Below are 25,298 nucleotides of genomic sequence, written 5' to 3'. Positions count from 1 at the left end.
TTTTTCCCCAGGCGCAGTCTCCCGCAAGGAGGAACCGGCATGGATTCGCTGAAAGGCATGGCGATCTTCGCCACTGTGGTGGACAAGGGCTCGATGGCAGCCGCGGCCCAGAGCCTGGGCATGACCCCTTCGGCAGTCAGCCAGCAGATCCGCAAGCTGGAGAGCCGCGCCCAGGTCACTTTGCTGCATCGCACCACCCGCCGGCTGACCCTGACCGAGGCCGGCGAGGCGTTCTATCGCAGTTGCGCGCAGATGCTGGCGATCGCCGAGGAAGCCGAGCGGCGGCTTGGCGAATGGCGCGATGCGCCGGTGGGTGAGTTGCGCCTGGCGGCGCCGGTGGGGTTCTCCGGCACGCTGATCACCCAGGCGCTGAAACCGTTGCTGGAGAACCACCGCCAGTTGCGCCTGCAGCTGTTCTTCCAGGACGAGCGCATCGATCTGGTCGCCGAGCGCATCGACCTGGCGATACGCGTCGGCAATCTCGCCGACTCCAGCCTGGTGGCGCGCCACCTCGGCGATTGGAGCAGCGTGCTCTGCGCGGCGCCGGCCTATTTGCGCCAACGGGCGCCCATCAACCGTCCGGAGCAGTTGACCGAGGTCGACTGGATTTCCCTGAACACCTCGAACCACCTCAACCACCTGACGCTCAGCGGGCCGGGCGGGGAAGTCTGCAAACTGCGCCTGGAGCCACGGGTGGCCGCCAACGGGATGCTCGCGGTGCGTCAGTTCACCCTCGACGGACTCGGCGTGTCCTACCAGCCGCTGCCGGAGGTGCGCGACGCGCTGAACGACGGGCGCCTGCAACAGCTATTGCCGGAGTGGAGGATTCCCGGGCTCGGCATCTATGCGGTGACGCCACGGCGCGAGGCCCAGCCGGCCAAGGTGAAGGTCGCCATCGAGGCGCTGCGGCGAGCGTTCGCCACGGACGGGGATGAGCGCTGGAGCTGACCGACGGACTGCCGGCCAGCTCCAGGTACCGTCAGGAGAAGCGGCCGAGGGTCAGGGTGACCTCGCCGATGTCCGTGCCCGTAGCGTTGCCGCCGCTGGTGATGCCGGCATAGTCCGCCGATGCCGGCGTGAAGCTCCAGGTGTTGGTGGCGCCGGATTTCCACGGGTCATCCCAGCTGAAGGTGCCCATCTTGGTGTTGCCGTCGTAGCAGTCGAAGCTGCCCTGGGTGCCGGACGAAGCGTTCTCCCGTCCGCAGGAGGCGATCCATTGCGGGCTGCCGGCCTGCACGTTCATGCTGCTGACTTCCTCGGTGGAAATCTCGTCGTCCTTGTTGGTGTAGCGGTAGAACTTGCCCCATTGCAAGGTGGCGTTGCGGATGCCCACCGTGCCGATGGATTTGGATACCACGACCTTCACTGCGATCCATTCTGCGTATGCCATGTCGATCTCCGTTAACCATGCGTTCACAGCTTCCTGTAGGACGTCACGGACAGGACCGGGCGCTCACAACGGACCCTTGGCTACTTCGACCAGCACGGCGCCATCCCTGACCCGCTTCACTATAGGCTGGCCACCAGCCACCACCGCCTGCCAGATCTGGTAGGCGGCGGCCGGGGAGGTCAGGCCCTCCGGCGTTTTTCCCCGCGAGGGGCCTTCATGCCGAATGCCTCGCGCAGGTCGGTGGTGGGTGGCGGCAGGAAGCGCATGCGGGCGAACAGGCCTCGCAGGTAAGCGTCCATCAGCGCAGCCGCCGCCGCGCTGTCGCCGTCCTCCAGGGCATCGAGCAGGGCGCGCTGCGCGGCGCAGGCCTCGGCGGTATAGACCGCCCCCTTGTTCAGCGCGATGTCCAGCGAGGCGCGTGCCACCAGGCCACGGACGAAACCCTGCAGCAAGGGATTCTCGGTCAGTTCGGCCAGGCGCAGGTGGAAGCGCCCGGCGAGACGGATCAGCCCGGCGCTGTCGCGGGCCGCGAGGCAAGCCTGCTCCTCGTCGACCAGCGCCCGTAGCTCGGCAAGGGCGGCGGGATCCAGCCCCGCGGGCAGTTGCCGCACCACTTCGCTTTCCACCAGCAGGCGCGCGTCCAGCACCTGCCGCGCCTGGCGCTCGTCCGGGCGGGCGACGCTGGCGACCTCCTTCGGCGGCATCACCACCGCGCCGTCCTCGGCGAGACGGGTGAGGGCACGCTGGATGGTGCCGTTGCTGACCCGGAAGATCTGCCCGAGGGTTTCCTTGCTCAGCTTGGCGGCCGGCGCCAGGCGCTTTTCCAGGATTGCCGTGTAGATGCTTTCGTAGACGAAATGGCTGGTGGGGCGCAGCGCGGCGCCCTGCTGGGTACGTGCTTCGAATCCGACCATGTTCACACCTGTCGAGTCGTGCTTGTGGGCCTTCGCAGGCGGCGGACGAAAGCCGTCCGGGCGCCGCGACGGTCCCGGGTTGGAACCCTGGCGCGGGCGATCAGACCTGCGGCAAGCGCAGGTCGATGTTCAGGCGCGCGCCTTCGTTGAGGATGTGCTGGCGCATCGCCTGGCTCGCCCGCTCGCTGTCGTGCTGGCGGATCGCACGGAGGATGGCGTCGTGTTCCTGGAGGATCTCCTCGGCGTATTCCGGCTGGCGGCGCACCAGGTTGTCGCTGCGTTCCAGGGCGCTGCCGATCTGTTCGGAAACGCTGAGGAAGATCGGGTTCGAGGTGAGCTTCACCAGGCGCCGGTGGAAGGCCGTGTAGGCCTCAACCAGAGCCTGCGGGTCGCCATCCTCGACCGCTTCGCGCAGGTCCAGCAGCAACAGCCGCAGTTCGCTGATCTCCGCCGCCCCGGCGCTCTGCGCGACGATGCCGACGATGAACGGCTCCAGCGCATAGCGCAGTTGCAGGACGTCTTCCATGGTCGCCTCGCCGGGCGCCGCGACCTCGCGCAGCGGTTCGCTGCGTTCGAGGACCATCACGCCCTTGCCCGGCAGCGAACGGACCACGCCCAGGGTCTCCAGGACCATGATCGCCTCGCGCAGGCTCGGCCGGCTGATTTCCATCTGCTCAGCCAGCTCGCGCTGGCCGGGCAACATCTGGCCGGCGACCCAGCGACCCTGCTCGATGGTGTCGAGCAGGCGCTGGGCAACCGCGTTGACCAGCTTGGACGAAGAAAACATGTCGCCTCCCTTTACTTGCCAATCGGACGTGCAACGCGCCTCGGCGCGTCAGCCATGCAGCTTGCCTTCCCCGGCCACCGCGCTGCGCTTGAGCGGCTCGCCGTCGGCCTTGGCCGGCGCCTCCAGGCGCCCGTCGAGTATGGCCTGCGCGCGCGGCATATCGATGTCGTTTTCCCAGCGGGCGATGGTCACGGTGGCCACGCAGTTGCCGATCAGGTTGGTCAGCGCGCGGCCGATGCCCATGAACCAGTCCACCGAAAGCACCAGCACCAGGCCGGCCACCGGGATCGCCGGCACCGCGGTGAGGGTGGCGGCGAGGATCACCAGAGCCGAGCCGGGAATGCCGTGGGCGCCCTTGGAGGTGACCAGCGAAACCAGCAGGATGGTGATCAGGTCGGTCATCGCCAGCGGCGTGCCGGTGACGTGGGCGATGAACACCACCGCCAGGGTCAGGTAGATCGAGAATCCGTCGAGGTTGAACGAGTAGCCGGTGGGAATCACCAGGCCTACCGTGGAGCTGCGGATGCCCATGTGCTCGAGCTTGCGCATCACCTGCGGCAGCACCGCGTCGGAGGAGGCGGTGCCCATCACGATCAGCAGCTCTTCGCGGAAGTAGCGCAGGAACGGCAGCATGCGCACCCCGGAGAGACGCAGGACGCTACCGAGCACCGCCATGACGAAGACCAGGCAGGTGGCGTAGAACACCAGCACCAGCGCGCCCAGGTGGCTGAGCGAGTCGACGCCGTAGCGGGCGGTGGTGAAGGCCACCGCGCCGAACACGCCGAGCGGTGCCAGGCGCACGATCATGCCCATGATGCGGAACACGATGTGGCTGAATTCGTTGATCAGGCGGGCCACGCCGCTGGCCTGCTCGCCGACCAGGTTCAGGGCGCTGCCGAACAGCACGGAGAACAGCAGGACCTGGAGGATGTCGTTCTCGGCGAAGGCGCTGAACACAGAGGTCGGGATCAGGCCCATGAGGAATGCCACGGGGCCGTGGATCTCCTGGGTGCGCCCGGTATACAGGGCGACGTCGCCGGCGGGCAGTTCGTTGAGATGGATGTTGGCGCCGCTGCCCAGGCCCAGGCTGTAGGCGACCACCAGGCCGAGGACCAGGGCGATGGTGGTGAGGATTTCGAAGTAGATCACCGACTTCAGGCCGATGCGGCCGACCTTCTTCAGGTCGCCGGCGCCGGAGATGCCGTTGACCACCACGCAGAAGACGATCAGTGCGATGAGCATCTTGATCAGCTTGATGAAGCCATCGCCCAGCGGCTTCATCTGCACGGCCAGGTCGGGAATGCCGACCCCGCAGATCACGCCTATCACCAGGCCAATCACGACTTGCAGGAATATCGAGCGGGAACAGCGCTTGATGAACATCGCAGGAGTCTCCATTCGGCGCTTCCATCGGGCCTCGCGGAGGCGGGCGATGAACGCATTTTTATTGTGGTATTACCGGTCTGACCAGTTCAGCCTATACGCAAAGAAGTCAGCCTGACAAGCCGCTATCGGCGGGCGCGACGAATGGCCAGGAACCACGGCACGCGCGGGCCGCAGCCGGGAGGAGGGCGCTCGGATGGCGCAAGGCGGCGGGCCAGAGCGGCTCGCCGCGGGGAAGGGGAGGTCAGCCGGCGAGGGCCTCGGCGACGAAATCGAGGCGATCCTGGCCGAAGAACAACTGGTCGCCGACGAAGAAGCTGGGCGCGCCGAAGACGCCGCGCCGCACCGCCTCTTCGGTGGTCGCCTTGAGCCCCTCCTTGACCTGCTCGTCGCCAACCAGGCGGAGGAACTCATCCGGATCGAACCCAGCCTCCGCCAGCACCTGGGCGACCACCTCGGGCTTGCCGAGGTTCTGCTGTCGTACCCACAACGCTTCGAACACCGCTTTCAGGTAGGGCTGGAACCCTTCGCCGCCGAGATAGCCCTGGGCGCCGCGCATCAGCGTCAGGGTGTTGATCGGGAAGGCCGGGTTGAAGGCCAGCGGCACGCCGTAGCGTTTCGCATAGCGCGCCAGGTCGTGGAGGGTGTAGCGCCCCTTGGCCGGCACCTCGATCGGCGAATGGTTGCCGGTGGCCTTGAACACGCCGCCCAGCAGCATCGGCCGCCAGGCGATGCTCGCGCCATGGGCGGCGGCGATGCGCGGCAGTTGGGTCCAGGCGAGGTAGGTGGTGGGACTGCCGAAGTCGAAGAAGAACTCGATTTGCTTGCTCATGCGTGGCTCTTTCCGTGGCGGGGATCAGAAGGTTTCCATCCAGGGGCGCAGGTCCAGTTCGTGCACCCAGCAGTCGCGCGGCTGGCAGTGGATCTGCCAGTAGGTCTCGGCGATGTGCTCGGGATCGAGGATGCCGTCCTGCTCCTTGCGCTTGTACAGCTCGGGCAGGGTTTCGCGGATGAAGTCGGTGTCGATGGCGCCGTCGATGATCGGGTGGGCGACGTGGATGCCCTTCGGCCCCAGCTCGCGCGCCATGCTTTGGGCCAGGGCACGCAGGGCGAACTTGGCGCCGGAGAACGCGGCGAAATGCGCGCGGCCGCGCAACGAGGCGGTGGCGCCAGTGAAGATGATCGTTCCGCGCTGCCGCGGCAGCATCACCCGCGCCGCCTCGCGGCCGGTGAGGAAGCCGCCGAAGGCGGCCATCTCCCAGACCTTGCGATAGACCCGTTCGGTGGTTTCGGTGATCGGGAACCAGACGTTGGCGCCGACGTTGAAGATCACCGCCTCCAGCGCACCGACCTCACCCTCGATGCGGGCGAAGAGGTCGATCACCTGCTGCTCCTGGCGTGCGTCGCAGCCGCAGGCCAGGGCCTCGCCGCCTTGGTCGCGGATGGCCTGCACCAGCGGCTCCAGCTTCTCCGCGTTGCGCCGGGCGACGCACGCCACGTAGCCCTCGCGGGCGAACCGCCGGGCGATGGCGCCACCGGTGGCGTCGCCGGCGCCCATTACCAGAACCGCTTTGCGCTGGGTCATTGCAGAGGCCTCTCTTGTTAGTTCTTTTTTAGAACCCAATAGAGACGATAGTTAGTTCTTAAAAGGAACTTGTCAACTGGCAAGGGCTCGAGTGATATCCGCGCACCAATTACTCTGCCTGTCCCGGCCTGCCCGGCACGTCCTCTCCCTGAAGAGAGGGGACCGGTCGGCGGAGCCTGGTACGACAGCGTCCTTCCTGCCGTAACGCCATCGGCGTTTATCCGCCGATTCGCGTCGGCGGCCAGGCCTGGAACGCTCAGCCGCGCCGCAGCAGGCGCCCCTTCCAGAACAGCCCCTCGCGTACCGTCACGTCCCGCGCGTGCAGCGGCTCACCGCATTCGGAACAGACCAGCACGCCATGCATGTGCTGGCCGCAATGCTTGTGCACATGCTCGAGTGGCGGCCCCTCGACGCCGGCGAGGTGGCGGTCGCCCCAGTTCACCAGGGAAAGGATGGCCGGGTACAGTTCCATCCCTTTCTCGGTAAGCCGGTATTCCTCGCGCAGCGGCCTTTCCTGGTAGGGCACCTTGGCCAGTATCTCCGCTTCGACAAGGCGCTTGAGGCGGTCGGCGAGGACGTGACGGGTCACGCCGAGGCTGCGCTCGAAGTCGTCGAAACGGCGCACGCCGAGAAAGCAGTCGCGCAATACCAGCAGGGTCCAGCGATCGCCGAGGATCGCCAGCACCCGCGCCAGCGAACAGGGTTGTTCGCTCAGTTCTTCCCAACGCATGAGACACCTCCAGCCGTTCGGCAAAGGATAGTCGCGTGGGTTCTGAAACGAAACCGACCGGCCACGCCTTTCCAGCGGCCCGCCGCCCATGGCATAACCGCGTTCCTGTCTCCTGTCCCGGAATCCCGACCATGTCGCTCGACTGGACCTGCAAGCACCACGCCGACCTCACCCTGAAGGAACTCTACGCGCTGCTGCAATTGCGCACCGAGGTCTTCGTGGTGGAACAGAAATGCCCCTACCAGGAAGTCGACGGCCTCGACCTGGTCGGCGATACCCATCACCTGATGGCCTGGCGCGACGGCCAGTTGCTCGCCTACCTGCGCCTGCTGGACCCGGTTCGCCACGAGGGCCAGGTGGTGATCGGCCGGGTGGTCAGTTCCTCGGCCGCGCGCGGCCAGGGGCTTGGTCACCAGTTGATGGAACGCGCGCTGCAGGCGGCGGAGCGCCTCTGGCTGGATACCCCGGTGTACCTCTCGGCCCAGGCCCACCTGCAGGCCTACTACGGCCGCTATGGCTTCGTCGCGGTCACCGAGGTCTACCTGGAAGACGACATCCCGCACATCGGCATGCGCCGGGCCTGAGGCCCGGAACGCCGCGGACGGTGGAGGAAGGAAAGGGAATCAGGCCTGCGGCTTGAGCACGCCGGGCAGTTGGGCTTCCAGCTTGGCGTTGTTCAGCGGCGCGCGGATGAAGCCGTGCTGCTCGCCGTCCGGGCCGATGATCACCAGGTTGCCGCTGTGGTCGACGGTGTAGTTGGGCTTGCTGGTGTCGGCGGGGATGTAGGGGATGCTCATGGCGTTGGCCAGCTTCTGGATGTTCTCCGGAGTGCCGGTGAGCCCCTGGAAGCCGGCGTTGAAGTAGCCCAGGTATTGCTTGATCTGCTGCGGCGTGTCGCGGTTCGGATCGACGCTGACGAATACCACCTGCAGGTCGTCGCGCACCTCCTGCGGCAGCTTGCCCTGCAATTCGCGGAGCTGGGCGAGGGTGGTCGGGCAGACATCGGGGCAGAAGGTGTAGCCGAAGAACAGCAGGTGCCAGCGACCCTTGAGACTGGCAGTGCTGACCGCCTGGCCGTCCTGGTTGGTGAACTCCAGCGCCGGCACCTTGCGCGTCTGCGGCAGGATCACGATGCCGGCGTCGAGCAGCACGGTGGGATCGGCCTGGCGCTGGGCGGTGAGCACCTTGTGCACGGTGAGGCCGAGGACCAGGGCGACCAGGGCGACGAGGACGAGGACGGTCTTGTTGACTCGAGTCATGGGTGGGCAAGGCTCTAGAGTGGGATCAGAGAAGCAGCTTCAGCGGCAGATAGTGGTCCACCAGCAGCGCCATGAACAGCAGGAACAGGTAGACGATAGAGTACTTGAAGGTCTTTATCGCCGCATGTGGCCGGCTGTCACAGTAGAGCGCCCAGGCCCAGTCGAGGAAGCGCGCGCCCAGGGCCAGGGCGCAGAGCAGGTAGACCAGCCCACTCATGTGGATGACGAACGGCATCAGGCTCACCGCGAACAGCACCAGGGTATAGAGCAGGATGTGCAGCTTGGTGTAGCGCTCGCCGTGGGTCACCGGCAGCATCGGGATGTCGGCCTTGGCGTATTCGTCCTTGCGGTGGATGCATAGCGCCCAGAAGTGCGGTGGGGTCCAGGCGAAGATGATCAATACCAGCAACAGCGGCTCGGCGCTCAGGTGGCCGGTGATGGCGACCCAGCCGAGCAGCGGCGGCGCCGCCCCGGCGAGCCCGCCGATGACGATGTTCTGCGGCGTGGCGCGCTTCAGGAAGCCGGTGTAGAGCGCCGCGTAGCCGAGCAGCGAGGCGAGGGTCAGCCAGGCCGTCAGCGGGTTGGTGAAGGCCAGCAGCACGGCCATCCCGGCCAGCGCCAGGAGCAGCGCGAAGCCCAGCGCCATGCTCGGCGACACCCGACCCTCGGCCAGCGGCCGCTTGTGGGTCCGCGCCATGATCGAGTCGATGCGCCGGTCCACCACATGGTTGACCGCCGCCGCCGCGCCGGCACAAAGGCCGATGCCGAGGTTGCCGAAGATCAGCACCTGCCAGGGCACGAAGCCATCCAGCGGCGCCTTGGTGGCGAGCAGCATGCCGATCAGCGAGGTGATCAGCATCAGCACCACGACCTTGGGCTTGGTCAGTTCGAGGAAGTCGCGCCAGGTCGGCTGGCTGTGGCGATCGATGACGGTGGCCATATCCTTACCTCCATCCTTCTGTCTGTCAGGCGGCCTTCAGCCGCGAACCTTGCGCCGGCGGCAGCGTGCGGCGCACGCGCTGCGGCGACGGTGCCGGCGCGCGGACGCTGGCCGGCGCGCGCAGGCGATAGTTGACCAGCACCAGGCTGAGCAGCAGCAGGGCGCCACCGCCGTTGTGCGCCACCGCCACCGGCAGCGGCAGGTGCAGCAGCACGTTGCTGATGCCCAGGCCGATCTGCAGCGACAGGCCGAGCAGCATCAGCGCGGTCGGCCAGACCAGGCCGCTGCGCTGCAGGCGCCAGGCGAGCAGCAGGAGGACCAGGGTCACGCACAGCGCTCCGATCCGGTGGGTCATGTGGATCGCCGTGCGCGCGTCGCTGTCGAGCTGGCCGCCGAGGTAGTTGGGGCCGATGTGCTGGGTCAGGTGGAAGCCGTTGGCGAAGTCCATCCGCGGCCACCACTCGCCATGGCAGGTGGGCAGGTCGATGCAGGCCACCGCCGCATAGTTGCTGCTGACCCAGCCGCCGAGGGTGATCTGGCCGATCACCAGGAGCAGGGCCAGCCCCGCCAGTCCGCGGGTCGCCGCCGGGTAGCGCCGCGCCGCGAAGCGTCCGGAGAGGCGCAGGGCGAGGAGAAAGAGCAGCGCCAGGGTGGTGAAGCCGCCGAGCAGATGGGCGGTGACCACCTGCGGCCAGAGCTTGAGGGTCACCGTCCACATGCCGAAGGCGGCCTGCGCGATCACCACCGCGAGCAGCAGCAGCGGCAGCTTCAGCGGTTGGCCGTCGCGCCCGCGGCGGACCAGCGCATGCAACGCCAGGCCAAGGATGAGCAGGCCGAGGGCGCCGGCGAAATAGCGGTGGATCATCTCATTCCAGCCCTTCTGTGCCTCCACCGGGGCGTCGGGGAAGTGCAGTTCGGCGTGGGCCAGTTGCGCCTCGCTCAGCGGCACGTGGACGAAACCGTAGCAGCCTGGCCAGTCCGGACAGCCGAGGCCGGCGTGGGTCAGCCGGGTATAAGCGCCGAGCAGGACCACCACGGCGGCCAGCAGGGTCGCCAGCACGGCGACGGTGAAACCGGGTTTGCGGGTTGCGCCTGTCATTCGCGGGCCCCTTTTTCTTGTCGTTCTGTCCTCATCGGGCCGGGAACCGCGCCGGCCACGCCGATCAACCGATATGCGAGAGCTTGAGCAGCAGTTGCACGTCCTTCAGCAGCTTCTTGCCGTTGGCCTTGGCGTCGTAGCGCAGCACCAGGTTGCCGTGCGGGTCGACCACCCACAGCAGCGGCCGCTCGCCGCCGCCGGCCTTGTCGTACAGGGCCGGGTCCAGGCCGTAGCGCTGCAGGCGCGGGTAGTCCTGCCTCACCAGGTTGGCGAAGTCCGCCGGCAGCTCGCCACTGGCGGCCAGGGCGTGGCCGGCGCGCGAGGCTTCGCGGCCGAGGGCGATGTTGACCTGGCGGGCCAGGTAGACCAGTTGCTGGCAGTCCTCGCCGCAAGTACTCGGCGCGGTCACCAGCAGTTGCCACTGCTCGCCCTGGCTGCGTCCCTGCACGCCGAGGTCGGCGGGGGTCTGGCCATTGCCGATCAGCGCGCCGCTGTAGCTGCGCCCCTGCGGAACCCAGAAATTCCATTTGTACATGGCGCTGGCGAGCAGCATCGGCCCCACCACCAAGCCGATGATCGCCAGCAGTTGCAGGCGGCCACGGGCGCGGCGCGGACGTTCAGGCATCGGAATCGCGAGACTCATGGTTTTTCTCCCGTGCGCGGCGCACACCGAGGTAGAGGTAGAGGGCGAGCAGGGCCGTCGCCAGGGCGAACCACTGCACGGCGTAGCCGGTGTGCCGCTCCGGCGGCATCGAGACCAGGGGCCAGTCGGTGTCGAAGCTGGCGTCGCCCGGTTCCAGGCGGATTTCCCAGGGCAGCCCGGCGCGACCGAAGGCCTGCCACAGCGCCGGGATGTCGAGCTGGGTCACCAGGCGCGGCCAGCCGCCGGCCGGCGCGTCGGCCAGGTGCAGGCCGCCGGGTGGCGGCAGGTAGGTCAAGGCATCGAGCAGGAGGACGCGGTCGGGGGTTTCCAGCGCCGGCGGCGAGCGTCGGTCAGTCCATGCGACCCAGCCGCGGTTGACCAGCAGCCAGAGGCCGCTGGCCTGGTCGTAGAAGGGTTGCAGCACCTCGACCCCGGCCTGCCCGTTGCGCAGCCGGTTATCCAGCAGCAGCGTATGCCGCTCGTCGAAGCGGCCGTGCAGGCGCACGCGGACGTACGCCGGGTCGCGCAGCCCCTCTAGCTGTCCGGGCGACACCGGCTCGGCGCCGCGCCGGGCCTCGTAGCTGGCCAGCAGGGCGCGCTTCTCGTCGGCCCGCTGCAACTGCCAGGTGCCCAGCCAGAGCAGCACCGGCAGCAGGCCGAGGACCACCAGGGTCGGCAGCAGGCCGGGGCGGAACGCGCCACGCATGCTGCGTCTGTCATTGCGTCCGGCCTCCCCGAGGCGCTGGCTATACTGCATGAATCCCCCCATCGCCGGAGTCCCACCATGTTGAAAGTGGCGATCGTCCTGCTACTGCTGGCTACCCTGGTGAGCCTGTTCAGCGGCCTGTTCTTCCTGGTCAAGGACCAGGGCCATGGTTCCCGCGTGGTCAATTCGCTGACCGTCCGCGTGGTGCTCGCCGCGGCGACCCTGGCGCTGGTCGCCTGGGGCTTCTACAGCGGCGAGCTGAACAGCCACGCGCCCTGGCATTTCTGATTCCCCCGGTGGCGGTCAGATCACGTAGACGAAGATGAACAGGCCGATCCAGACCACATCGACGAAGTGCCAGTACCAACTGGCGGCCTCGAAGCCGAAGTGGTGCTCGGCATCGAAGTGACCGCGCAGGATGCGGATCAGCATGATGCTGAGGATCAGCGCGCCGAGGGTCACGTGGGCGCCGTGGAAGCCGGTGAGCATGAAGAAGGTCGAGCCGTAGATACCGGCGCCGAGGGTCAGGCCCAGCTCGTTGTAGGCGTGCACGTACTCCTCGGCCTGCAGGATCAGGAAGGCGATCCCCAGCAGCACGGTCAACGCCAGCCAGGCCTTGAGCGGGCCGCGCTTGTTCTTCTTCAGGGCGTGGTGGGCGAAGGTCACGGTGAAGCTGGAGGTGACCAGCAGGATGGTGTTGATCAGCGGCAGCTTCCACGGCTCGATCACCGCGCTCGGCGGCGGGAACAGCTTCGGGTCCGGGGTCTGCAGCAGCGGCCAGCTGTACTGGAAGTTCGGCCAGAGCATGTGCGCCACGCCCTTGGCACCCTCGCCGCCGAGCCAGGGACCGGCGAAGTGGCGGACGTAGAACAGCGCGCCGAAGAAGGCGGCGAAGAACATCACCTCGGAGAAGATGAACCAGCTCATGCCCCAGCGGAACGAGCGGTCCATCTGCGCGCTGTAGAGTCCGGCGCGACTCTCGCGGATGACGTTGCCGAACCAGCCGAACAGCATGTAGGCGATGATCAGCCCGCCGACGAAGAAGATCCACGGGCCATGGGATTCCTTGTGGCCGGCGGTGAGGTCGTTGAACCAGGTACCCAGGCCGAACACCGTCACCAGCAGGCCGATGCTGGCGATGATCGGCCACTTGCTCTGGGCGGGGACGTAATAGTGTTCGTGGCTTGCCATGTTGTTCTCCTTATCGTCCCGCAACCGGTACGGGCGGCTTCCGCGCAGTGATATCGAAGAGGGTGTAGGCCAGCGTCACGTGCCGCACATCCTTGGGCAGATCGCGGTCGACGATGAAGCGCACCGGCATCTCGATGCTCTCGCCGGGTTGCAGCACCTGCTGGGTGAAACAGAAGCATTCGGTCTTGTGGAAGTAGGCGGCGGCCTCGGCCGGGGCGATGCTCGGGATGGCCTGCGCGGTCATTGGCTTGTCGCTCGGGTTGCGCGCGTAGAACACCATCTGGTTCACCGCGCCGGGATGCACCACCAACTGGTCGCCGGCGGAGCGGAACTCCCAGACCATGTCGATATTGTTCGAGGTCATGAACTGCACCTTCACCTCGCGCCCGACATCCACCTGCTGTTCGCCGCTGTAGGCGCTGCCGGCGGTCTTGCCGTTGATCCCCAGGGCGCGGCACATCACGTCGTAGAGCGGCACCAGGGCGAAGCCGAAGGCGAACATCAGCACGGTCACCAGCAGCAGGCGGCCGACCAGGCGGCGGGTATCGACCTTGGCATCGCTCATGGCGCGCTCCTCACTTGACCTCGGGCGGGGTGCTGAAGGTGTGGTAGGGCGCCGGCGAAGGGATGCTCCACTCCAGGCCCTCGGCGCCGTCCCAGGGCTTGGCAGGGGCCGGCTTGCCGCCGCGGATGCACTTGATGACGATGAACAGGAACAGCAGCTGGGTGGTGCCGAACATGAAGGCGCCGATCGACGAAACCATGTTGAAGTCGGCGAACTGCAGGTTGTAGTCGGGGATCCGTCGCGGCATGCCGGCGAGGCCGACGAAGTGCATCGGGAAGAACGCCAGGTTCATGCCGATGAAGCTCATCCAGAAGTGCAGCTTGCCGAGGGTCTCGTCGTACATGTGGCCGGTCCACTTCGGCAGCCAGTAGTAGGCCGAGGCGAAGATGCCGAAGATCGCGCCGGGCACCAGCACGTAGTGGAAGTGGGCGACCACGAAGTAGGTGTCGTGGTATTGGAAGTCCGCCGGGGCGATCGCCAGCATCAGTCCGGAGAAGCCGCCGATGGTGAACAGGATGACGAAGGCCACGGCGAACAGCATCGGCGTCTCGAAGGTCAGCGAACCCTCCCACATGGTGGTCACCCAGTTGAACACCTTCACCCCGGTGGGCACCGCGATCAGCATGGTGGCGTACATGAAGAACAGCTCGCCGGTGACCGGGATGCCGACCACGAACATGTGGTGCGCCCAGACCACGAAGGAGAGGAAGGCGATGCTGGCGGTGGCGTAGACCATCGAGGTGTAGCCGAACAGCGGCTTGCGCGCGAAGGTCGGGATGATCGCACTGACCGCACCGAAGGCGGGCAGGATCATGATGTACACCTCGGGGTGGCCGAAGAACCAGAACACGTGCTGGAACAGCACCGGGTCGCCGCCGCCGGCGGCGCTGAAGAAGCTGGTGCCGAAGTGGATGTCCATCAGCATCATGGTCACCACGCCGGCCAGCACCGGCATCACCGCGATCAACAGGAACGCGGTGATCAGCCAGGTCCAGACGAACAGCGGCATCTTCATCAGGGTCATGCCCGGGGCGCGCAGGTTGAGGATGGTGGCGATCACGTTGATCGCGCCCATGATCGAGCTGATCCCGGCCAGGTGGATGGCGAAGATGAAGAAGGTCACGCTGTGCGGGGCGAAGGTGGTCGACAGCGGCGCGTAGAAGGTCCAGCCGAAGTTGGGACCGCCGCCGGGCATGAACAGGGTGCTGACCAGCAGGCCGAAGGCCGCCGGCAGCAGCCAGAAGCTGAAGTTGTTCATCCGCGGCAGGGCCATGTCCGGCGCGCCGATCATCAGCGGGATCATCCAGTTGGCCAGGCCGACGAAGGCCGGCATCACCGCGCCGAAGACCATGATCAGGCCGTGCATGGTGGTCATCTGGTTGAAGAACGCCGGCTCGACGATCTGCAGGCCGGGCTGGAACAGCTCGGCGCGGATCACCATGGCCATCGAGCCGCCGAGCAGGAACATCATGAAGCTGAACCACAGGTAGAGGGTGCCGATGTCCTTGTGGTTGGTCGTCAGCACCCAGCGCATCAGGCCCTTGGCCGGTCCGTGGTGGTGGTCGCCGGCATGGTGGTCGGGCGTATCGATCACAGCACTCATGGCGGTCTCCTATTGTTGTTTCTGCTTGTAGGCGACGACGTCTTTCGGGGTGACCATGTCGCCATCGTCGTTGCCCCAGGCGTTGCGCTCGTAGGTGATCACCGCGGCCAGGTCGACCTCGTTGAGCTGCTTGCCGAAGGCCGCCATGGCGGTGCCGGGCACGCCGTTGAAGACCACTTCCAGGTGGTGCTCCTTGGGCCCGGTGACGATCTTCGAGCCCTTCAGCGCCGGGAACATCGGCGGCATGCCCTGGCCTTCGGCCTGGTGGCAGGCGGCGCAGATGGTGTGGTAGACCTTGTCGCCGCGCGCGACCAGTTCTTCCTTGGTCCACTCCTTGCTGGTCAGTTCCTTGACTTTCGCCGCCTCTTCCTTGCGCTTGGCCAGCCACTGGTCGAACTCGGCCTTGGGCTTGACGTCGACCACGATCGGCATGAAGCCGTGGTCCTTGCCGCACAGCTCGGCGCACTGGCCGCGGTAGATGCCGGGCTCGTCGACCTTGGTCCAGGCCTCGTTGACGAAGCCGGGGATGGCGTCGCGCTTGACCGCGAAGGCCGGCACCCACCAGGAATGGATCACGTCGCTGGAGGTGATCAGGAAGCGCACCTTGGTGCCCACCGGCAGCACCAGCGGCTCGTCCACCTCCAGCAGGTAATGCTCGTCCTTCGCCTGCCGGTTGTGGATCTGGTCCTGCGGGGTGGCCAGGTTGCTGAAGTACTCGACGTCCTGGCCCAGGTACTTGTACTGCCACTTCCACTGGTAGCCGGTGACCTGCACGTCCAGCTCCGGCTCGGAAGTGTCGTAGATGTGGATCAGGGTGCGGGTGGCGGGCACCGCCATCACCACCAGGATCACGAACGGCACCACCGTCCAGAGGATTTCCACCGTGGTGCTCTCGTGGAAATGCGCCGGCTGCTGGCCGGTGGAGCGGCGGTGGACGATCATCGACCAGAACATCGCGCCGAAGACCAGCACGCCGATCACCACGCAGATCCAGAAGATGGTCATGTGCAGGTCGAAGACGGACCGGCTCACCTCGGTAGCGCCCGGGGCCATGTTGACCGTCCAGGCGGCATTCGCCTGGCTGATCGCCGAGAGCAAAAGGAAGCCCATCCAGACTCGTGGATGTCGCAGCATTCGGGTTCCCCTTATCGTTGTTTTTATCCCGCCGGCAGACGCCAACGGCCAAGGGGTGGACCGCCAAGACAACGAACTTTGACCGTCGCACCTCGGCACACAGCAAGGCAGGCCGGGTTCATCAGGTTCAGCATTCGAGTGGGAGTATAGACAGCGGCTGCGACATAACAACGCAGCGTAAAAACGTCGCTGGAAAGTGCCGATTCTTCTCTAAAAGCCGCGAGCGGCGTGGCTTTGCAGGCGAATGGTGGCCGCCTGATATATCATCCTCGCATAACCACGAAGCGATTATGACAATCGCGTCTTAGCCGGCGCGCGCCGCCGGCTATGTTTCTCCTCTTCTTCACCATCCCCGTTGTATGGGAGACCCCATGAACACCGCTGCCCTCCGTGAACTCATCCAGCAGGCGCACCTCAGCGAAGCCCGCCACGGTCACCTGGCTGATCTGATAGCCAGCTGCCTGCCCCGCCTGCATCGCACCATCCAGCCGCAAGGCGAGAACACGGAAGACATACTCACCCGCTTCGTCCACGCCTACGTCGAACAGGTACCGGACCTGCTCGACGCCGCCAACAGCGTGGCCCGCGAAGCCGGCATCGAGGAACGGATCAAGCCGGTGCTGAAGGTCGCCGAGCAGTTCTTCCTCACCCCGCCGGCGTTGCTCGCCGGCCACGACGGCCTCGACGCCCTGCTCGATGAGGCCTACCTGGCGCACCGCCTGGTGGAAGAAGTGAACGACCGCTACATCGCCCACTTCGGCCAGGCGCTGATCCCGCTGGACACCACCGTGGCCAACCTGGTGGCCCACCAGTTGATCGGCGAGCCGTTCGCCAACCGGCTGGACGAAGCCGTCCACCATGCGGTGGAGAACATGCTCGACGCCACCACCTTCGACGCCGACTCGGCCCGCGCCTACCGCGAGAACCTGAAGAACCCGCGGGTGGTCGCCGCCTGGCAGCAGTGGCCGTGCCTGTCGAAGCAGCTCGGGGTGGAACTCAGCCTGGGCTGACCGCCCCGCCATTGCGCGCGCCGCCCAACCCGACGCTGCCGCGCAGGCGCCCTTCCAGGCGACGCTTCAAGGCGCGCGGTTCGATCACCAGGCGCGAGCCCTGCACCGGTGCCATCCGCCCCCAGTCCTCGAGCAGCTCCATGCAGGCATGGTCGACATAGCTGAGGTTATCCATCGGTACGTGCAGGGTGGTCCCCGGCTTGACCTCGTCGAGCACCCGCGACAGCGCCGGCACCTTGAGGAAAGTCGCGGCGCCGCTCAGGCGCAGCTCGGCTTCATGCTCGCCGGTGTAGCGCAGGGCGATCTTCAGCCGCGCCGCCTTCAGCACCAGCTTCAGCAGGGTCAGGGCGAAGCCCACCAGCACGCCGGTCAGCAGGTCGGTGAAGACGATGGCCAGGGCGGTGGCCGCGTACACCAGCATCGGCATCCGGCCGTAGCGAGAGAGGTTGCCGAGGGCCTTGAAATCGACCAGCTTGACCCCGGTATAGACCAGCACCCCGGCCAGGCTCGCCACCGGAATCTGCCGCAGCAGGCTGCCGAGCAGGAGGACGAAGGCGAGCAACCAGAGGCCGTGAAAGATCGCCGAGGCGCGGGTTCGCGCACCGGCATTGACGTTGGCCGAGCTGCGTACGATCACCCCGGTCATCGGCAGCGCGCCGAGCAGGCCGCAGAGCATGTTGCCGACACCCTGGGCGGACAACTCGCGATCCATGTCCGAGCGCGGGCCGTCGTGCAGGCGATCCACCGCCGCCGCCGAGAGCAGGGTCTCCGCACTGGCGATGAAGGCCACCACCACCGCCGCCAGCAGCAGGGAGGGATCGGCCAGGGCCAGCAGGTCGGCCGGGCGTAGCCAGTCGATGGCCTCGCCGAGGTTGGCCGGTACCTCGACCCGCCGCACGTCCAGCGCCAGCCAGAGGCTGGCCAGGGTCGCCAGGCTCACGCCGAGCAGCGCACCGGGTAGGAAGCGCAGGCGTTGCGGACGCAGCTTGTCCCAGCCCCACATCACCGCGATGGTGCCCAGCCCGAGCAGCGCCGCGTCGAGGCCGCTGTCCATGCCCAGCGAACCGAGCGCGGCGAACGCCGCCTGGGGGAATGCCAGCAGGTTGTCGAGGCCGGACGCCTTGGGCGCCAGGTCGAGCATCACGTGCAATTGCGAAAGGACGATGAGGATGCCGATGCCGGCGAGCATCCCGTATACCACCGCCGGCGAGGTGACCCGGAACCAGCAGCCCAGGCGCAGCCGCCCGGCGAGCAGCTGGATGGCGCCGGCGAACAGCAGGATCGGCCCGAGCATGGCCACCCCGTAGGTACGCACCAGTTCGAAGACCAGCACCGCGAGGCCGGCCGCCGGGCCGCTGACCTGTAGCGGCGAGCCGGCCAGGAAGCCGACCACCAGGCCACCGACGATGCCGGTGAGCAGGCCCTTGGCCGGCGGCATCCCGGAGGCGATGGCGATGCCCATGCACAGCGGCAGGGCGACGAGGAACACCACCACGGAGGCCATCAGGTCCCGCGGCAACGTGTCCCGGAGGGACGGAAACACCTTTGAAACATGCATGGCACAGTTCTCCTGCGAATTTTTTCCACGACGAGGGAGCGACGCCAGGACCAGGCCCGGCGCCGGTTGTGTGTGCGCAGTGTGTTTTTTCTTGTAATAGCGACCCGTTCAGCCCCGGAACGGGGCTTCCCAGAGGTCGTCCATGGCAGGAACGGCGAAAGGTGACGCGAAAACGCTGTTGTTATCCGGCGGCCCACACGGCCGCCGCTATCACGAGTTCAGGTAGCGCGGCGCGGGCGTGGCCATCGGCACCGGATGCTCGCCGTCGAGGGGCAGGAAGCGACCCTGCTTGGCGTCGTAGGCGCGGATCTGCGCACTCTCGATGTCGTACACCCAGCCGTGGATGAACAGTTGCCCGCTGGCCAGGCGCGAGGCCACCGAGGGGTGGGTGCGCAGGTGATCGAGCTGGGCCACCACGTTCTCTTCGGTGAGCACCCCGAGGGTGTCGTGGCTGGCGCCGCAGTCGCAGTTGTCCGCCACCACCGTGCGTGCCACCTCGGCGTGCCGCAGCCAGGCCTTGACCGTCGGCATGCGTTCCAGGGTCTGCGGGTCGAGCACGGCGCGCATCGCCCCGCAGTCGGAGTGGCCGCAGACGATGATGTGGTGCACGCCCAGCGCCAGCACAGCGTATTCGATGGCGGTGGAGACGCCACCGTTCATCTGCCCGTAGGGCGGCACCACGTTGCCGACGTTGCGGGTGACGAACAGGTCGCCGGGGGAACTCTGGGTGATCAGCTCGGGAACGATGCGCGAATCCGCGCAGGTGATGAACATCGCCCGCGGCCGCTGGCTATTGGCGAGCTTCTTGAACAGCGCCTGCTGCTCGGGAAAGACCTCCCGGCGGAAATGCTGGAATCCATCGACAATCCTTTTCAATGCATCGTCAGCGCTTTCCTGCTCTGGAGAATCGGACTTAACGCCCCGCATACGGTCTGGCATGGTTCGGAACCTCGATGAGTGGATCGATTGAATTTTCCCACGTCTGCCGACGCTTTCCCCATAGGAAAAAGGCACAACAAACGCAGAGCGACCTACGTGACCGATCGGTCACTTCTGGTGCTCAACGCTAATGCCCGAAGCTTAACCATAAATTAAAAAATCCCTCTATCTCGCACGTTGTCAGCTTTTTTCACGATATTTCCAGAGGATGTCGACAGGCTATCATGGCAAACGAGTGGCATTTCCATTCGCCCCGCATAAGTGGTGAAAGGTTTCAGTCAACCGGTTGGCTACGTGCAGGGAAATTCGTCGAATGGGAAAACCCGGCGCACCGCGCCAGCGGCCATGACCTGGCCGCCCGGTGCCAGCCAGCTATCAGAACAGGTCCAGTTGGCGGCGCACCGGCGCACCGGTGGGGAACAGCGGCAGGTTCGGCACGAAGCGCGCCAGCAGGCACGCCGCAGCCATTCGCTGGCGTTGCTGGCCGTCGCGCAGGACCTGGCGGCAGTGCGCCTCGCCCAGAGGTTCGCCGAGCAGGTAGGCGCGCCCGGCGACGAAGCGCGCGCCGTGGTCCCGCCACCAGGCGGTAACCCGTGCCGCGTCCGGCCAGGTGAGGTTCTCATCGTCGTCGAGGGCGACGTCTTCGTCGTCGGGATCGTCGTTGGGGCCAGGATCGTAGTCGGGCAAGGCCTCCAGCTCCAGGTCGAGCAGCGCCAGGTCGGCGCCGGTGATCAGGCTGAAGGCCTCGCCGGCGACCCGCGCCAGACTCTCGTCGCGCATCTGCTGGATCAGCCAGGGCACCGCCACCGGATCGCCGAACAGGCCGGTGGCCTGGATGCCGATCCGCCGCGTGTCCGCCGCCTGCATCAGTTGGCGAATCCAGGCCATGCTGGTGTCGCGCGGCTGCCAGGCGAGCAGCACCATGGTCGCCGGCAGCTGGAACGGGCCGGGCTGCCCGGCGAACGCACGCAATGGCCCCAACGCCTCCTCGTCGCCCATCTGCGCGGTGGCCCAGTTGGCCCAGAAGCGCAGGCTCGGGTCATCGTGGGCGCGATAGGCGCGAATATTCGCCATCAGGTCGCGCCGACGCAGCTCGCCGGCGGTGCGCGCGGCGCGCGCCAGCACCGCCGGGTCGGCGTGGCCAAGGGCGGACAGCAGCGCCGGCCCCGGGTCATGCCGGTGCATGCCGCAGGCGGCCAGGCCAATGGCGCGGAACAGCGGCTCGGGCGAGGCCAGCAGGCGCTCCACCCAGGGCCGCGCCTGGTCCCAGTCGAGCCAGCCGAGGGCTGCGGCGAAACCGCGCCGGGCTTCCGGAGACGCCGCAAGACAGGCGCGCATCCGTCCGATCAACGCATCGTCTCCTGCCTGCATGGCCAGCACCGCGAGGGCGAACGCCTCGCCCTGGGCGTGCGCGTCGAGTTGCTCGAGCAGGGCGTCATGGCCGGCCTGGCCGGCGATCGCCAAGCCGTCCAGGTGCGCCTCGATGCGCTGATCGAGCTCGGCGAGCTCCTCCAGGTCGTAATGGGGCGCACGCACGGCGTAGTCGCGGAGCAGGGCAAGGAAGGCGGCTTCCTCGGCGTGCTGGTCGACGATCGCTGCGATGCTCAATCTATGCGCGTCCATTGCTGGCCGTCGAAGCTGAAGATGTCTTTCGCGGCGATGCTCCACAACACGCCGTCGGCAGCGCTAAGGTGGAAGCAGCGTTGGGGTTGCTCATCACCGAAGTCCACCTCCTTGAGATGGCCACCGACCAGCGTATAGACCGCCGTTGCGCTCGACACGTAGAGTGCGCCGTCGAACCACGCGAGGCTCCACAAGTCTTCATCGACATCGTCCTGGGCGATGATCTCCCAGTGGTCGTTGCGTCCACGCAGCAGCGTTCCCGCCTGTCCACAGGCGTAAACCGAGCCATCTTCCGCGCAGCAGATCGCCGTCAGGATCAAGTTCGTCGGGCTCTCCCGGGGCTGCCAGCGCTTGCCGTCGTACTGCCAGATCTCCCCGTCCCAGCCGACGGCATAGATTTCCCTGGCACCGAAGCCGCCGATGGCCTCGAATCCGACCACCGCTTCGCTGCCTGCCGGAGGCCGAGCGCCGCTGTCGATGGCACGCCAGTCGTTCTCGTCGAAGCGCCGGTAGACCTGTCGATCCATCCCGCAGGCATAGGCCACCCCGTCGATACAGGCAACGCCGCGCATATTGCCCCGGCCACCGATGGCATCGTCGCCGTCGGGCAACTGCTCTTCATGGATGTCGCCGGAGCCCATGCAGAATACCTGGCCCCGAGCGCCCAGAAACAATGCTTGTTCCACTGGCTCGTGCACTACCGTGGCCGACACGATCTCCCAGGGCAGCATGTCGTCATCCTCGCCAGCAACACACCAGGTTCCGCAGTCCCACTCCGTGACATAGCTGTGCGCTATGTTCTGCTCCTGGATCTCGTCGGATACCGAGGCCACGTACGCCAGGTCCTGATAGCGGACGACGCCGGTGATGTTCGAGAAAATCGGCGAGAGTTTCTTCAACATTTCAATCTCCTGTAACGGTCACTAGCGGACTCGACTCCTCGTGGCGCCAAGACGCGCATTGCGGGTCTTTATCGCCTGCGTCGCAGCCGTGACGTCGGTCTGGCCGGTTTCAACGGCCTTGATGGGTGTTCTGGCGTTGATTCCGCACTGCTTGTGATAGTTGTCGAGCTGAGCGGACAGACATTCCTTCGAGCATTTCGACTGCGGAAAGACCTTGCCCATGGCAGCCATGGATTGACGTTTCGCCGTTCCGTAGGTGGTCTTCTTCGCGGAGATGGAGCTGCCATTGGACAATTGCAGGGTTCCACTGCGCGACTTCGCGGCAGCGGCGCTCTGGAACGTGTGCATGAGGCCGTGGGTACCCACGTTCTGATTGACGCCCTCCGCGCAGACGCAAGGAGCCTTGTTCTCCGAATAGTTGGATATCCCCTTGAGGGGTACCGAGCCTTTTCCACCACGTCCCTTGTCGTGCAAGGCGCTGGCCTCGATCAGGTGGTGAGCGGTCTGCTGCGGGCAGCAACTGTTCGGCTTGTACGGTTGCAGGGCACACCGGCGCGCGGTCAGGCATTTTCGGGCAGCGACCTTGTCTGCCAGTCGGTCAGCTTCGTTGCTGGTCTTCTTGCCGGAAGGCTTGCCCGCGCCAAGGCCAGCGCAGGCATCCTTGCTGCCATGCGGCTTGAAGTCAGCGCAATCCTTCTTCTCCTTCTTCACTTCATTGCTGCACGGTCCACCACCAGCATCGACGGTGGCCTGGTCGAGGTAGGGCCAGACCGGCGTATTGCCAGGAAAGGACGCGTGGTTGTGGGTGGTCAGGTCGAGGTGGCGAACCACGTTCTTGCTTTCGAACTTGACGTTCATCGACCAGGAGGTGAAGTACACCTTGCCCTTGATCTTGCTGGTGACGATGCCCTTCTTCGGCGCCCGCCCCGGCTCGTCGCCGTAGCTGGTCTTGTAGTAGCTCTTGTTCTTCAGCATCACCTCCTTGCGGGTGATGCGAATGGTCCGGGTGCCTTTGGTGGTGTCCTTGGACAGGCCGGTATTGGGGTAGGGGATCGGTACCCCCAACGGCGTCGGCGGCGCCTGCGGCGGGGTGAAGCAGACATCCGGGAAGGCCGCGATGGACTTGCCGCTCGCCGCCTTGCAGGAGATCTCCATGTTGTTGGCGTACACCTCGTTGGCCATCAGGCAGCCCTCACCCGTCGATAGCTGAGCAGCGCGGCGGCGCGTTCGCCGGCGTCGTTGCCCAGGTGGCAGAACACGTTCGGCCCGTCGCCGTAGCCCTTGCGCGAAGCGGCCAGGGCCACGGCGAGCAACGCCGGACCGATGGCGGCGCCGCATTCGCCGATGCAGTCGGCGGGGTGCCAGAGGTCGAACTTCGGCTTGAGCACGCGCAGGTTGCGACTCAGGGTCAGCGAGGCCTCCTTGAAGTAGTACTGCTCGCCGGAAATGTCGGTGAGCCGGTAGTCCATCTGCTCCAGGCCGCAGCCAGCCTCGGCGAGGGCGGCGCGCACGGCCTGGCTCAGGCCGTCGGCGCGCAGCGGCAGGTCCTCGCTCTCCACCGTGGCCTTCTCGACGCCGAAGCCGAGGCCGATGCAGAGCAACTGCGGCGCCTCCTCGTGGAGCGGCGCGGCGACCAGCACGGCGGCGGCGCCCTCGCCGGGAATGAAGCCGTTGGAGTTCTGGCTGGTCAGCAGCCGCTCGCGGGCCTCGTAGGCGGCCAGGGTCGGGCCGCTGACGAAGGAGTCGACGCCGGCCACCAGGACCTGCCGGCAGCCGCCCTGGATCAGCTTGCGCGCGTTGAGCAGGGCCACCGCGCCACCGACCCGGCCACGGGCGATGAGTGCCGAGGAGGGATGGAAGCGTCGTCCCAGCTCGCCTTCCAGGTCACGCAGGAAAGACTCGTCGAGCCCCGCGCAGCGTCCGGGACGGTCGCCCTCGGCGACGCAGAGCAGCAGCGGCAGCTCCGTGCAATCGAGATCGGGCTGGCCGCGCAAGGCCTCGTCGATGGCTCGCGCAGCCATCTTCAGCAGCTTGGCGCGGCCGCGCCAGGGCTGCTCCAGCGGCACGCTGGCGGCAAGCAACCATTCGCCGCCCTGGTCGATGAAACGGGTTTCCTGGAAGTTGTCCAGGGCGCAGCGGATCGCCGCGCAGCTGGCCGGCGCGCTGAGACCGACCGCGCTGACCATGCCGGAGGCGACGATGCTCAGGGCCTGGCTCATGCCTCGTCCTCCTCGGCCTGGCGGCTGCGTGCCAACGCGGCAAGCGAGGGGTAGTAGTCCTTGCCCAGCTCGCGGGCGCGCCACCAGGCGGCGGACTTGCTGCCGACCAGCACCTGGACGATCTCGAACAGGTTGCGCTTCAACGGTCGGCGAATGCGCCAGGTGACTTCCACGCGACGGGCGTCGCAGTCCACCAGCAGGGTATCGATCCGTGCCTGCGCGGTTTCGTGGCCACCCTTTTTCAGGAAGAAGGTCACCGGGACCTCCCTGCGCGGCACGCGGAAGGCCGCGCGCTCCTCGCCGGTGAGGTTGAGCAGCAGGACCTCCTCGCCGCCGCGCAGATGGTCGGTCCACTGGTCGGCCGGCGCGGACTGGAAGTAGCGCTCGTCGAAGTCGGCGGGCAGGAACGGGAAGCGCTCGGCCAACCAGGCGTCGTCGTAGCGGCCGGCGAAGCCGACCCGGGCCTGCCAGTGGCGGCCGAGCGGGCCGAGCGCCATCGGCGTGAAGCGGCCGTGGGGGCTGTCCACCGGCTCGCCGAGCTTTTCCGTGGCCGGCATCGGCGTGCCGACGATCTCGGCGGTGTCGGCGCTGTGCGGAAACCAGCCACATCCGGCCGGATTGGCCATGTAGCAATCCATGAAACCGGGGTTGTCCGGCGAGGCATGGCTGCCGCCGAAGGCACTGGCGTAGGAAATGTCCTGGCGCTGGAACGGCTGCGCGACGCCCGCGCCGGCACCGAGCAATCCCGGTTCCCACTGGCGCGGCCCATGCACCGCCAGCGCCTTGCTCACCCGGCCGACGCGGATGCCCGCGGTCAACTGCTGTACCGGCCGCCCGCCGGGCGCCTGGGCGCTGCCCAGCACCAGCACATCGCAGAACGGCTTGAAGGGAACGAACTCGCACTCCCGGCGCGGCGCGGAAAACCCCGGCTCGCCATAGAATTCATCGACCATCAGCAGCGTCTGCTGCTCGTCCAGCAGGCGCGCCTCGCGACCGTCCAGCGGCAGGTCGAAACTGCCCTTGGCGATCACCACCAGCGACTCCCGGCCTTCGGCGTCGAGCCCCTGATTGTAGGCGGCGGCCAGCGGGGTGGCGTTCAACAGTTCCATGTCGGGCCC

Annotated in this window: 27 protein-coding genes; 4 read left to right on the top strand and 23 right to left on the bottom strand. The window is 66.8% G+C overall.

The genetic code is table 11. The annotated features are described in order from the left end of the window. Nucleotides 1-39 precede the first annotated feature (39 nt). Nucleotides 40-948, top strand: coding sequence for a LysR family transcriptional regulator (locus ACYAF3_RS12085; RefSeq protein ID WP_003083769.1), 909 nt, complete (start codon nt 40-42; stop codon nt 946-948). A 31-nt stretch (nt 949-979) separates the two neighbouring features. Here ACYAF3_RS12085 and ACYAF3_RS12080 read toward each other — a convergent pair whose 3' ends face one another. The 7 genes from ACYAF3_RS12080 to ACYAF3_RS12050 all read right to left on the bottom strand — a co-directional run bounded on the left by ACYAF3_RS12080 (nt 980) and on the right by ACYAF3_RS12050 (nt 6,789). Then, nucleotides 980-1,390, bottom strand: coding sequence for an aegerolysin family protein (locus ACYAF3_RS12080; protein ID WP_003101225.1), 411 nt, complete (start codon nt 1,388-1,390; stop codon nt 980-982). Between the two features lie 179 nt (nt 1,391-1,569). Beyond that, on the bottom strand, nt 1,570-2,304 hold the full coding sequence (locus ACYAF3_RS12075; protein ID WP_003117208.1) for a GntR family transcriptional regulator: 735 nt from the start codon (nt 2,302-2,304) through the stop codon (nt 1,570-1,572). Nucleotides 2,305-2,404: 100 nt separating this feature from the next. Next, on the bottom strand, nt 2,405-3,091 hold the full coding sequence (locus ACYAF3_RS12070; RefSeq protein WP_003083762.1) for a FadR/GntR family transcriptional regulator: 687 nt from the start codon (nt 3,089-3,091) through the stop codon (nt 2,405-2,407). A 48-nt stretch (nt 3,092-3,139) separates the two neighbouring features. Further along, entirely contained in the window at nt 3,140-4,489 is a 1,350-nt protein-coding gene (locus ACYAF3_RS12065; protein ID WP_003142411.1) for a C4-dicarboxylate transporter DctA, read from the bottom strand. Between the two features lie 229 nt (nt 4,490-4,718). Then, the gene (locus ACYAF3_RS12060) at nt 4,719-5,306 is read right to left on the bottom strand and encodes a 2-hydroxychromene-2-carboxylate isomerase (RefSeq protein ID WP_003119512.1); all 588 of its coding nucleotides are present in this window, start codon (nt 5,304-5,306) and stop codon (nt 4,719-4,721) included. A gap of 24 nt (nt 5,307-5,330) precedes the next feature. Further along, complete coding sequence (locus ACYAF3_RS12055; protein ID WP_003083755.1) at nt 5,331-6,059, bottom strand: SDR family oxidoreductase; 729 nt, start codon at nt 6,057-6,059, stop codon at nt 5,331-5,333. A gap of 256 nt (nt 6,060-6,315) precedes the next feature. After that, nucleotides 6,316-6,789 carry a winged helix-turn-helix transcriptional regulator gene (locus tag ACYAF3_RS12050; protein WP_003083753.1) on the bottom strand — a complete coding sequence of 158 codons (474 nt, stop codon included), beginning with the start codon at nt 6,787-6,789 and terminating at the stop codon, nt 6,316-6,318. 131 nt (nt 6,790-6,920) lie between these two features. Between ACYAF3_RS12050 and ACYAF3_RS12045 the strand changes: the two genes are divergently transcribed. Beyond that, on the top strand, nt 6,921-7,373 hold the full coding sequence (locus ACYAF3_RS12045; RefSeq protein ID WP_003083750.1) for a GNAT family N-acetyltransferase: 453 nt from the start codon (nt 6,921-6,923) through the stop codon (nt 7,371-7,373). Nucleotides 7,374-7,412: 39 nt separating this feature from the next. Here ACYAF3_RS12045 and senC read toward each other — a convergent pair whose 3' ends face one another. From senC to ACYAF3_RS12020, 5 genes are all read right to left on the bottom strand, one after another. Further along, nucleotides 7,413-8,048, bottom strand: coding sequence for a cytochrome c oxidase copper chaperone SenC (senC, locus tag ACYAF3_RS12040; protein WP_003083748.1), 636 nt, complete (start codon nt 8,046-8,048; stop codon nt 7,413-7,415). 25 nt (nt 8,049-8,073) lie between these two features. Further along, on the bottom strand, nt 8,074-8,988 hold the full coding sequence (gene cyoE / locus ACYAF3_RS12035) for a heme o synthase (protein WP_003083746.1): 915 nt from the start codon (nt 8,986-8,988) through the stop codon (nt 8,074-8,076). Nucleotides 8,989-9,013: 25 nt separating this feature from the next. Further along, nucleotides 9,014-10,087: a COX15/CtaA family protein gene (locus ACYAF3_RS12030; RefSeq protein ID WP_003121617.1), complete on the bottom strand. Its 1,074-nt coding sequence runs from the start codon at nt 10,085-10,087 to the stop codon at nt 9,014-9,016. 64 nt (nt 10,088-10,151) lie between these two features. Continuing rightward, nucleotides 10,152-10,730, bottom strand: a complete 579-nt coding sequence (locus ACYAF3_RS12025; RefSeq protein ID WP_016852321.1) for a hypothetical protein — start codon at nt 10,728-10,730, stop codon at nt 10,152-10,154. Next, nucleotides 10,705-11,499, bottom strand: a complete 795-nt coding sequence (locus tag ACYAF3_RS12020) for an SURF1 family protein (protein WP_016852320.1) — start codon at nt 11,497-11,499, stop codon at nt 10,705-10,707. Before ACYAF3_RS12020 ends, ACYAF3_RS12025 begins: the two co-directional genes overlap by 26 nt. A gap of 15 nt (nt 11,500-11,514) precedes the next feature. Between ACYAF3_RS12020 and ACYAF3_RS12015 the strand changes: the two genes are divergently transcribed. Then, nucleotides 11,515-11,724, top strand: a complete 210-nt coding sequence (locus ACYAF3_RS12015) for a twin transmembrane helix small protein (protein ID WP_003110653.1) — start codon at nt 11,515-11,517, stop codon at nt 11,722-11,724. A gap of 15 nt (nt 11,725-11,739) precedes the next feature. Here the strand turns inward: ACYAF3_RS12015 and ACYAF3_RS12010 are convergent, their stop codons facing one another. Genes ACYAF3_RS12010 through coxB form a run of 4 tightly spaced genes read right to left on the bottom strand, consistent with a single transcriptional unit; the run spans nt 11,740 to nt 15,929 of the window. Next, nucleotides 11,740-12,627, bottom strand: coding sequence for a cytochrome c oxidase subunit 3 (locus tag ACYAF3_RS12010; RefSeq protein ID WP_003083728.1), 888 nt, complete (start codon nt 12,625-12,627; stop codon nt 11,740-11,742). A gap of 10 nt (nt 12,628-12,637) precedes the next feature. Then, a complete protein-coding gene (locus ACYAF3_RS12005; RefSeq protein ID WP_003083725.1) occupies nt 12,638-13,192 on the bottom strand; it encodes a cytochrome c oxidase assembly protein in 555 nt (184 codons plus the stop codon). Nucleotides 13,193-13,202: 10 nt separating this feature from the next. Next, entirely contained in the window at nt 13,203-14,795 is a 1,593-nt protein-coding gene (gene ctaD / locus ACYAF3_RS12000) for a cytochrome c oxidase subunit I (protein ID WP_003083723.1), read from the bottom strand. Between the two features lie 9 nt (nt 14,796-14,804). Next, complete coding sequence (gene coxB, locus ACYAF3_RS11995; protein WP_003101203.1) at nt 14,805-15,929, bottom strand: cytochrome c oxidase subunit II; 1,125 nt, start codon at nt 15,927-15,929, stop codon at nt 14,805-14,807. Nucleotides 15,930-16,300: 371 nt separating this feature from the next. Between coxB and ACYAF3_RS11990 the strand changes: the two genes are divergently transcribed. Further along, nucleotides 16,301-16,939: a hypothetical protein gene (locus ACYAF3_RS11990; RefSeq protein WP_016254346.1), complete on the top strand. Its 639-nt coding sequence runs from the start codon at nt 16,301-16,303 to the stop codon at nt 16,937-16,939. Here ACYAF3_RS11990 and ACYAF3_RS11985 read toward each other — a convergent pair. The 7 genes from ACYAF3_RS11985 to ACYAF3_RS11955 all read right to left on the bottom strand — a co-directional run bounded on the left by ACYAF3_RS11985 (nt 16,926) and on the right by ACYAF3_RS11955 (nt 25,289). Then, a complete protein-coding gene (locus ACYAF3_RS11985; protein WP_023119578.1) occupies nt 16,926-18,497 on the bottom strand; it encodes a SulP family inorganic anion transporter in 1,572 nt (523 codons plus the stop codon). The genes ACYAF3_RS11990 and ACYAF3_RS11985 overlap by 14 nt on opposite strands. Before the next feature lie 210 nt (nt 18,498-18,707). Further along, on the bottom strand, nt 18,708-19,436 hold the full coding sequence (locus ACYAF3_RS11980; protein ID WP_003083701.1) for a carbonic anhydrase: 729 nt from the start codon (nt 19,434-19,436) through the stop codon (nt 18,708-18,710). Nucleotides 19,437-19,811: 375 nt separating this feature from the next. Continuing rightward, the gene (locus ACYAF3_RS11975; protein WP_010793584.1) at nt 19,812-21,059 is read right to left on the bottom strand and encodes a TIGR02270 family protein; all 1,248 of its coding nucleotides are present in this window, start codon (nt 21,057-21,059) and stop codon (nt 19,812-19,814) included. Beyond that, nucleotides 21,041-21,961: a type IV secretion system immunity protein Tsi7 gene (gene tsi7 / locus ACYAF3_RS11970; protein ID WP_003083699.1), complete on the bottom strand. Its 921-nt coding sequence runs from the start codon at nt 21,959-21,961 to the stop codon at nt 21,041-21,043. Before tsi7 ends, ACYAF3_RS11975 begins: the two co-directional genes overlap by 19 nt. A gap of 21 nt (nt 21,962-21,982) precedes the next feature. Further along, on the bottom strand, nt 21,983-23,143 hold the full coding sequence (tse7, locus tag ACYAF3_RS11965; RefSeq protein WP_003083698.1) for a type VI secretion system effector Dnase Tse7: 1,161 nt from the start codon (nt 23,141-23,143) through the stop codon (nt 21,983-21,985). Next, a complete protein-coding gene (locus tag ACYAF3_RS11960) occupies nt 23,143-24,180 on the bottom strand; it encodes a 3-oxoacyl-ACP synthase (RefSeq protein WP_003115088.1) in 1,038 nt (345 codons plus the stop codon). Before ACYAF3_RS11960 ends, tse7 begins: the two co-directional genes overlap by 1 nt. After that, entirely contained in the window at nt 24,177-25,289 is a 1,113-nt protein-coding gene (locus ACYAF3_RS11955) for a DUF2169 family type VI secretion system accessory protein (RefSeq protein ID WP_221771368.1), read from the bottom strand. The genes ACYAF3_RS11960 and ACYAF3_RS11955 overlap by 4 nt, the downstream gene beginning before the upstream one ends. Nucleotides 25,290-25,298 lie beyond the last annotated feature (9 nt).

Source organism: Pseudomonas sp. TZ252 (assembly GCF_056110345.1).
Note: the sequence above shows the minus strand (reverse complement) of the source record. Positions and strands in the feature narration are given on the sequence as shown.

Coding starts and splice junctions, on each gene's coding strand:
- ACYAF3_RS11990 (WP_016254346.1), top strand. CDS start 16,301: ATGAACACCGCTGCCCTCCGTGAACTCATCCAGCAGGCGCACCTCAGC.
- ACYAF3_RS11955 (WP_221771368.1), bottom strand. CDS start 25,289: ATGGAACTGTTGAACGCCACCCCGCTGGCCGCCGCCTACAATCAGGGG.
- ACYAF3_RS11985 (WP_023119578.1), bottom strand. CDS start 18,497: ATGCATGTTTCAAAGGTGTTTCCGTCCCTCCGGGACACGTTGCCGCGG.
- ACYAF3_RS12065 (WP_003142411.1), bottom strand. CDS start 4,489: ATGGAGACTCCTGCGATGTTCATCAAGCGCTGTTCCCGCTCGATATTC.
- tse7 (WP_003083698.1), bottom strand. CDS start 23,143: ATGGCCAACGAGGTGTACGCCAACAACATGGAGATCTCCTGCAAGGCG.
- ACYAF3_RS12005 (WP_003083725.1), bottom strand. CDS start 13,192: ATGAGCGATGCCAAGGTCGATACCCGCCGCCTGGTCGGCCGCCTGCTG.
- tsi7 (WP_003083699.1), bottom strand. CDS start 21,961: ATGTTGAAGAAACTCTCGCCGATTTTCTCGAACATCACCGGCGTCGTC.
- cyoE (WP_003083746.1), bottom strand. CDS start 8,988: ATGGCCACCGTCATCGATCGCCACAGCCAGCCGACCTGGCGCGACTTC.
- ACYAF3_RS11975 (WP_010793584.1), bottom strand. CDS start 21,059: ATGGACGCGCATAGATTGAGCATCGCAGCGATCGTCGACCAGCACGCC.
- ACYAF3_RS12060 (WP_003119512.1), bottom strand. CDS start 5,306: ATGAGCAAGCAAATCGAGTTCTTCTTCGACTTCGGCAGTCCCACCACC.
- ACYAF3_RS12015 (WP_003110653.1), top strand. CDS start 11,515: ATGTTGAAAGTGGCGATCGTCCTGCTACTGCTGGCTACCCTGGTGAGC.
- ACYAF3_RS12080 (WP_003101225.1), bottom strand. CDS start 1,390: ATGGCATACGCAGAATGGATCGCAGTGAAGGTCGTGGTATCCAAATCC.
- ACYAF3_RS12010 (WP_003083728.1), bottom strand. CDS start 12,627: ATGGCAAGCCACGAACACTATTACGTCCCCGCCCAGAGCAAGTGGCCG.
- ACYAF3_RS12030 (WP_003121617.1), bottom strand. CDS start 10,087: ATGACAGGCGCAACCCGCAAACCCGGTTTCACCGTCGCCGTGCTGGCG.
- ACYAF3_RS12020 (WP_016852320.1), bottom strand. CDS start 11,499: ATGGGGGGATTCATGCAGTATAGCCAGCGCCTCGGGGAGGCCGGACGC.
- ACYAF3_RS12085 (WP_003083769.1), top strand. CDS start 40: ATGGATTCGCTGAAAGGCATGGCGATCTTCGCCACTGTGGTGGACAAG.
- ACYAF3_RS12045 (WP_003083750.1), top strand. CDS start 6,921: ATGTCGCTCGACTGGACCTGCAAGCACCACGCCGACCTCACCCTGAAG.
- senC (WP_003083748.1), bottom strand. CDS start 8,048: ATGACTCGAGTCAACAAGACCGTCCTCGTCCTCGTCGCCCTGGTCGCC.
- ACYAF3_RS11960 (WP_003115088.1), bottom strand. CDS start 24,180: ATGAGCCAGGCCCTGAGCATCGTCGCCTCCGGCATGGTCAGCGCGGTC.
- ACYAF3_RS11980 (WP_003083701.1), bottom strand. CDS start 19,436: ATGCCAGACCGTATGCGGGGCGTTAAGTCCGATTCTCCAGAGCAGGAA.
- ctaD (WP_003083723.1), bottom strand. CDS start 14,795: ATGAGTGCTGTGATCGATACGCCCGACCACCATGCCGGCGACCACCAC.
- ACYAF3_RS12055 (WP_003083755.1), bottom strand. CDS start 6,059: ATGACCCAGCGCAAAGCGGTTCTGGTAATGGGCGCCGGCGACGCCACC.
- ACYAF3_RS12075 (WP_003117208.1), bottom strand. CDS start 2,304: ATGGTCGGATTCGAAGCACGTACCCAGCAGGGCGCCGCGCTGCGCCCC.
- ACYAF3_RS12070 (WP_003083762.1), bottom strand. CDS start 3,091: ATGTTTTCTTCGTCCAAGCTGGTCAACGCGGTTGCCCAGCGCCTGCTC.
- ACYAF3_RS12025 (WP_016852321.1), bottom strand. CDS start 10,730: ATGAGTCTCGCGATTCCGATGCCTGAACGTCCGCGCCGCGCCCGTGGC.
- coxB (WP_003101203.1), bottom strand. CDS start 15,929: ATGCTGCGACATCCACGAGTCTGGATGGGCTTCCTTTTGCTCTCGGCG.
- ACYAF3_RS12050 (WP_003083753.1), bottom strand. CDS start 6,789: ATGCGTTGGGAAGAACTGAGCGAACAACCCTGTTCGCTGGCGCGGGTG.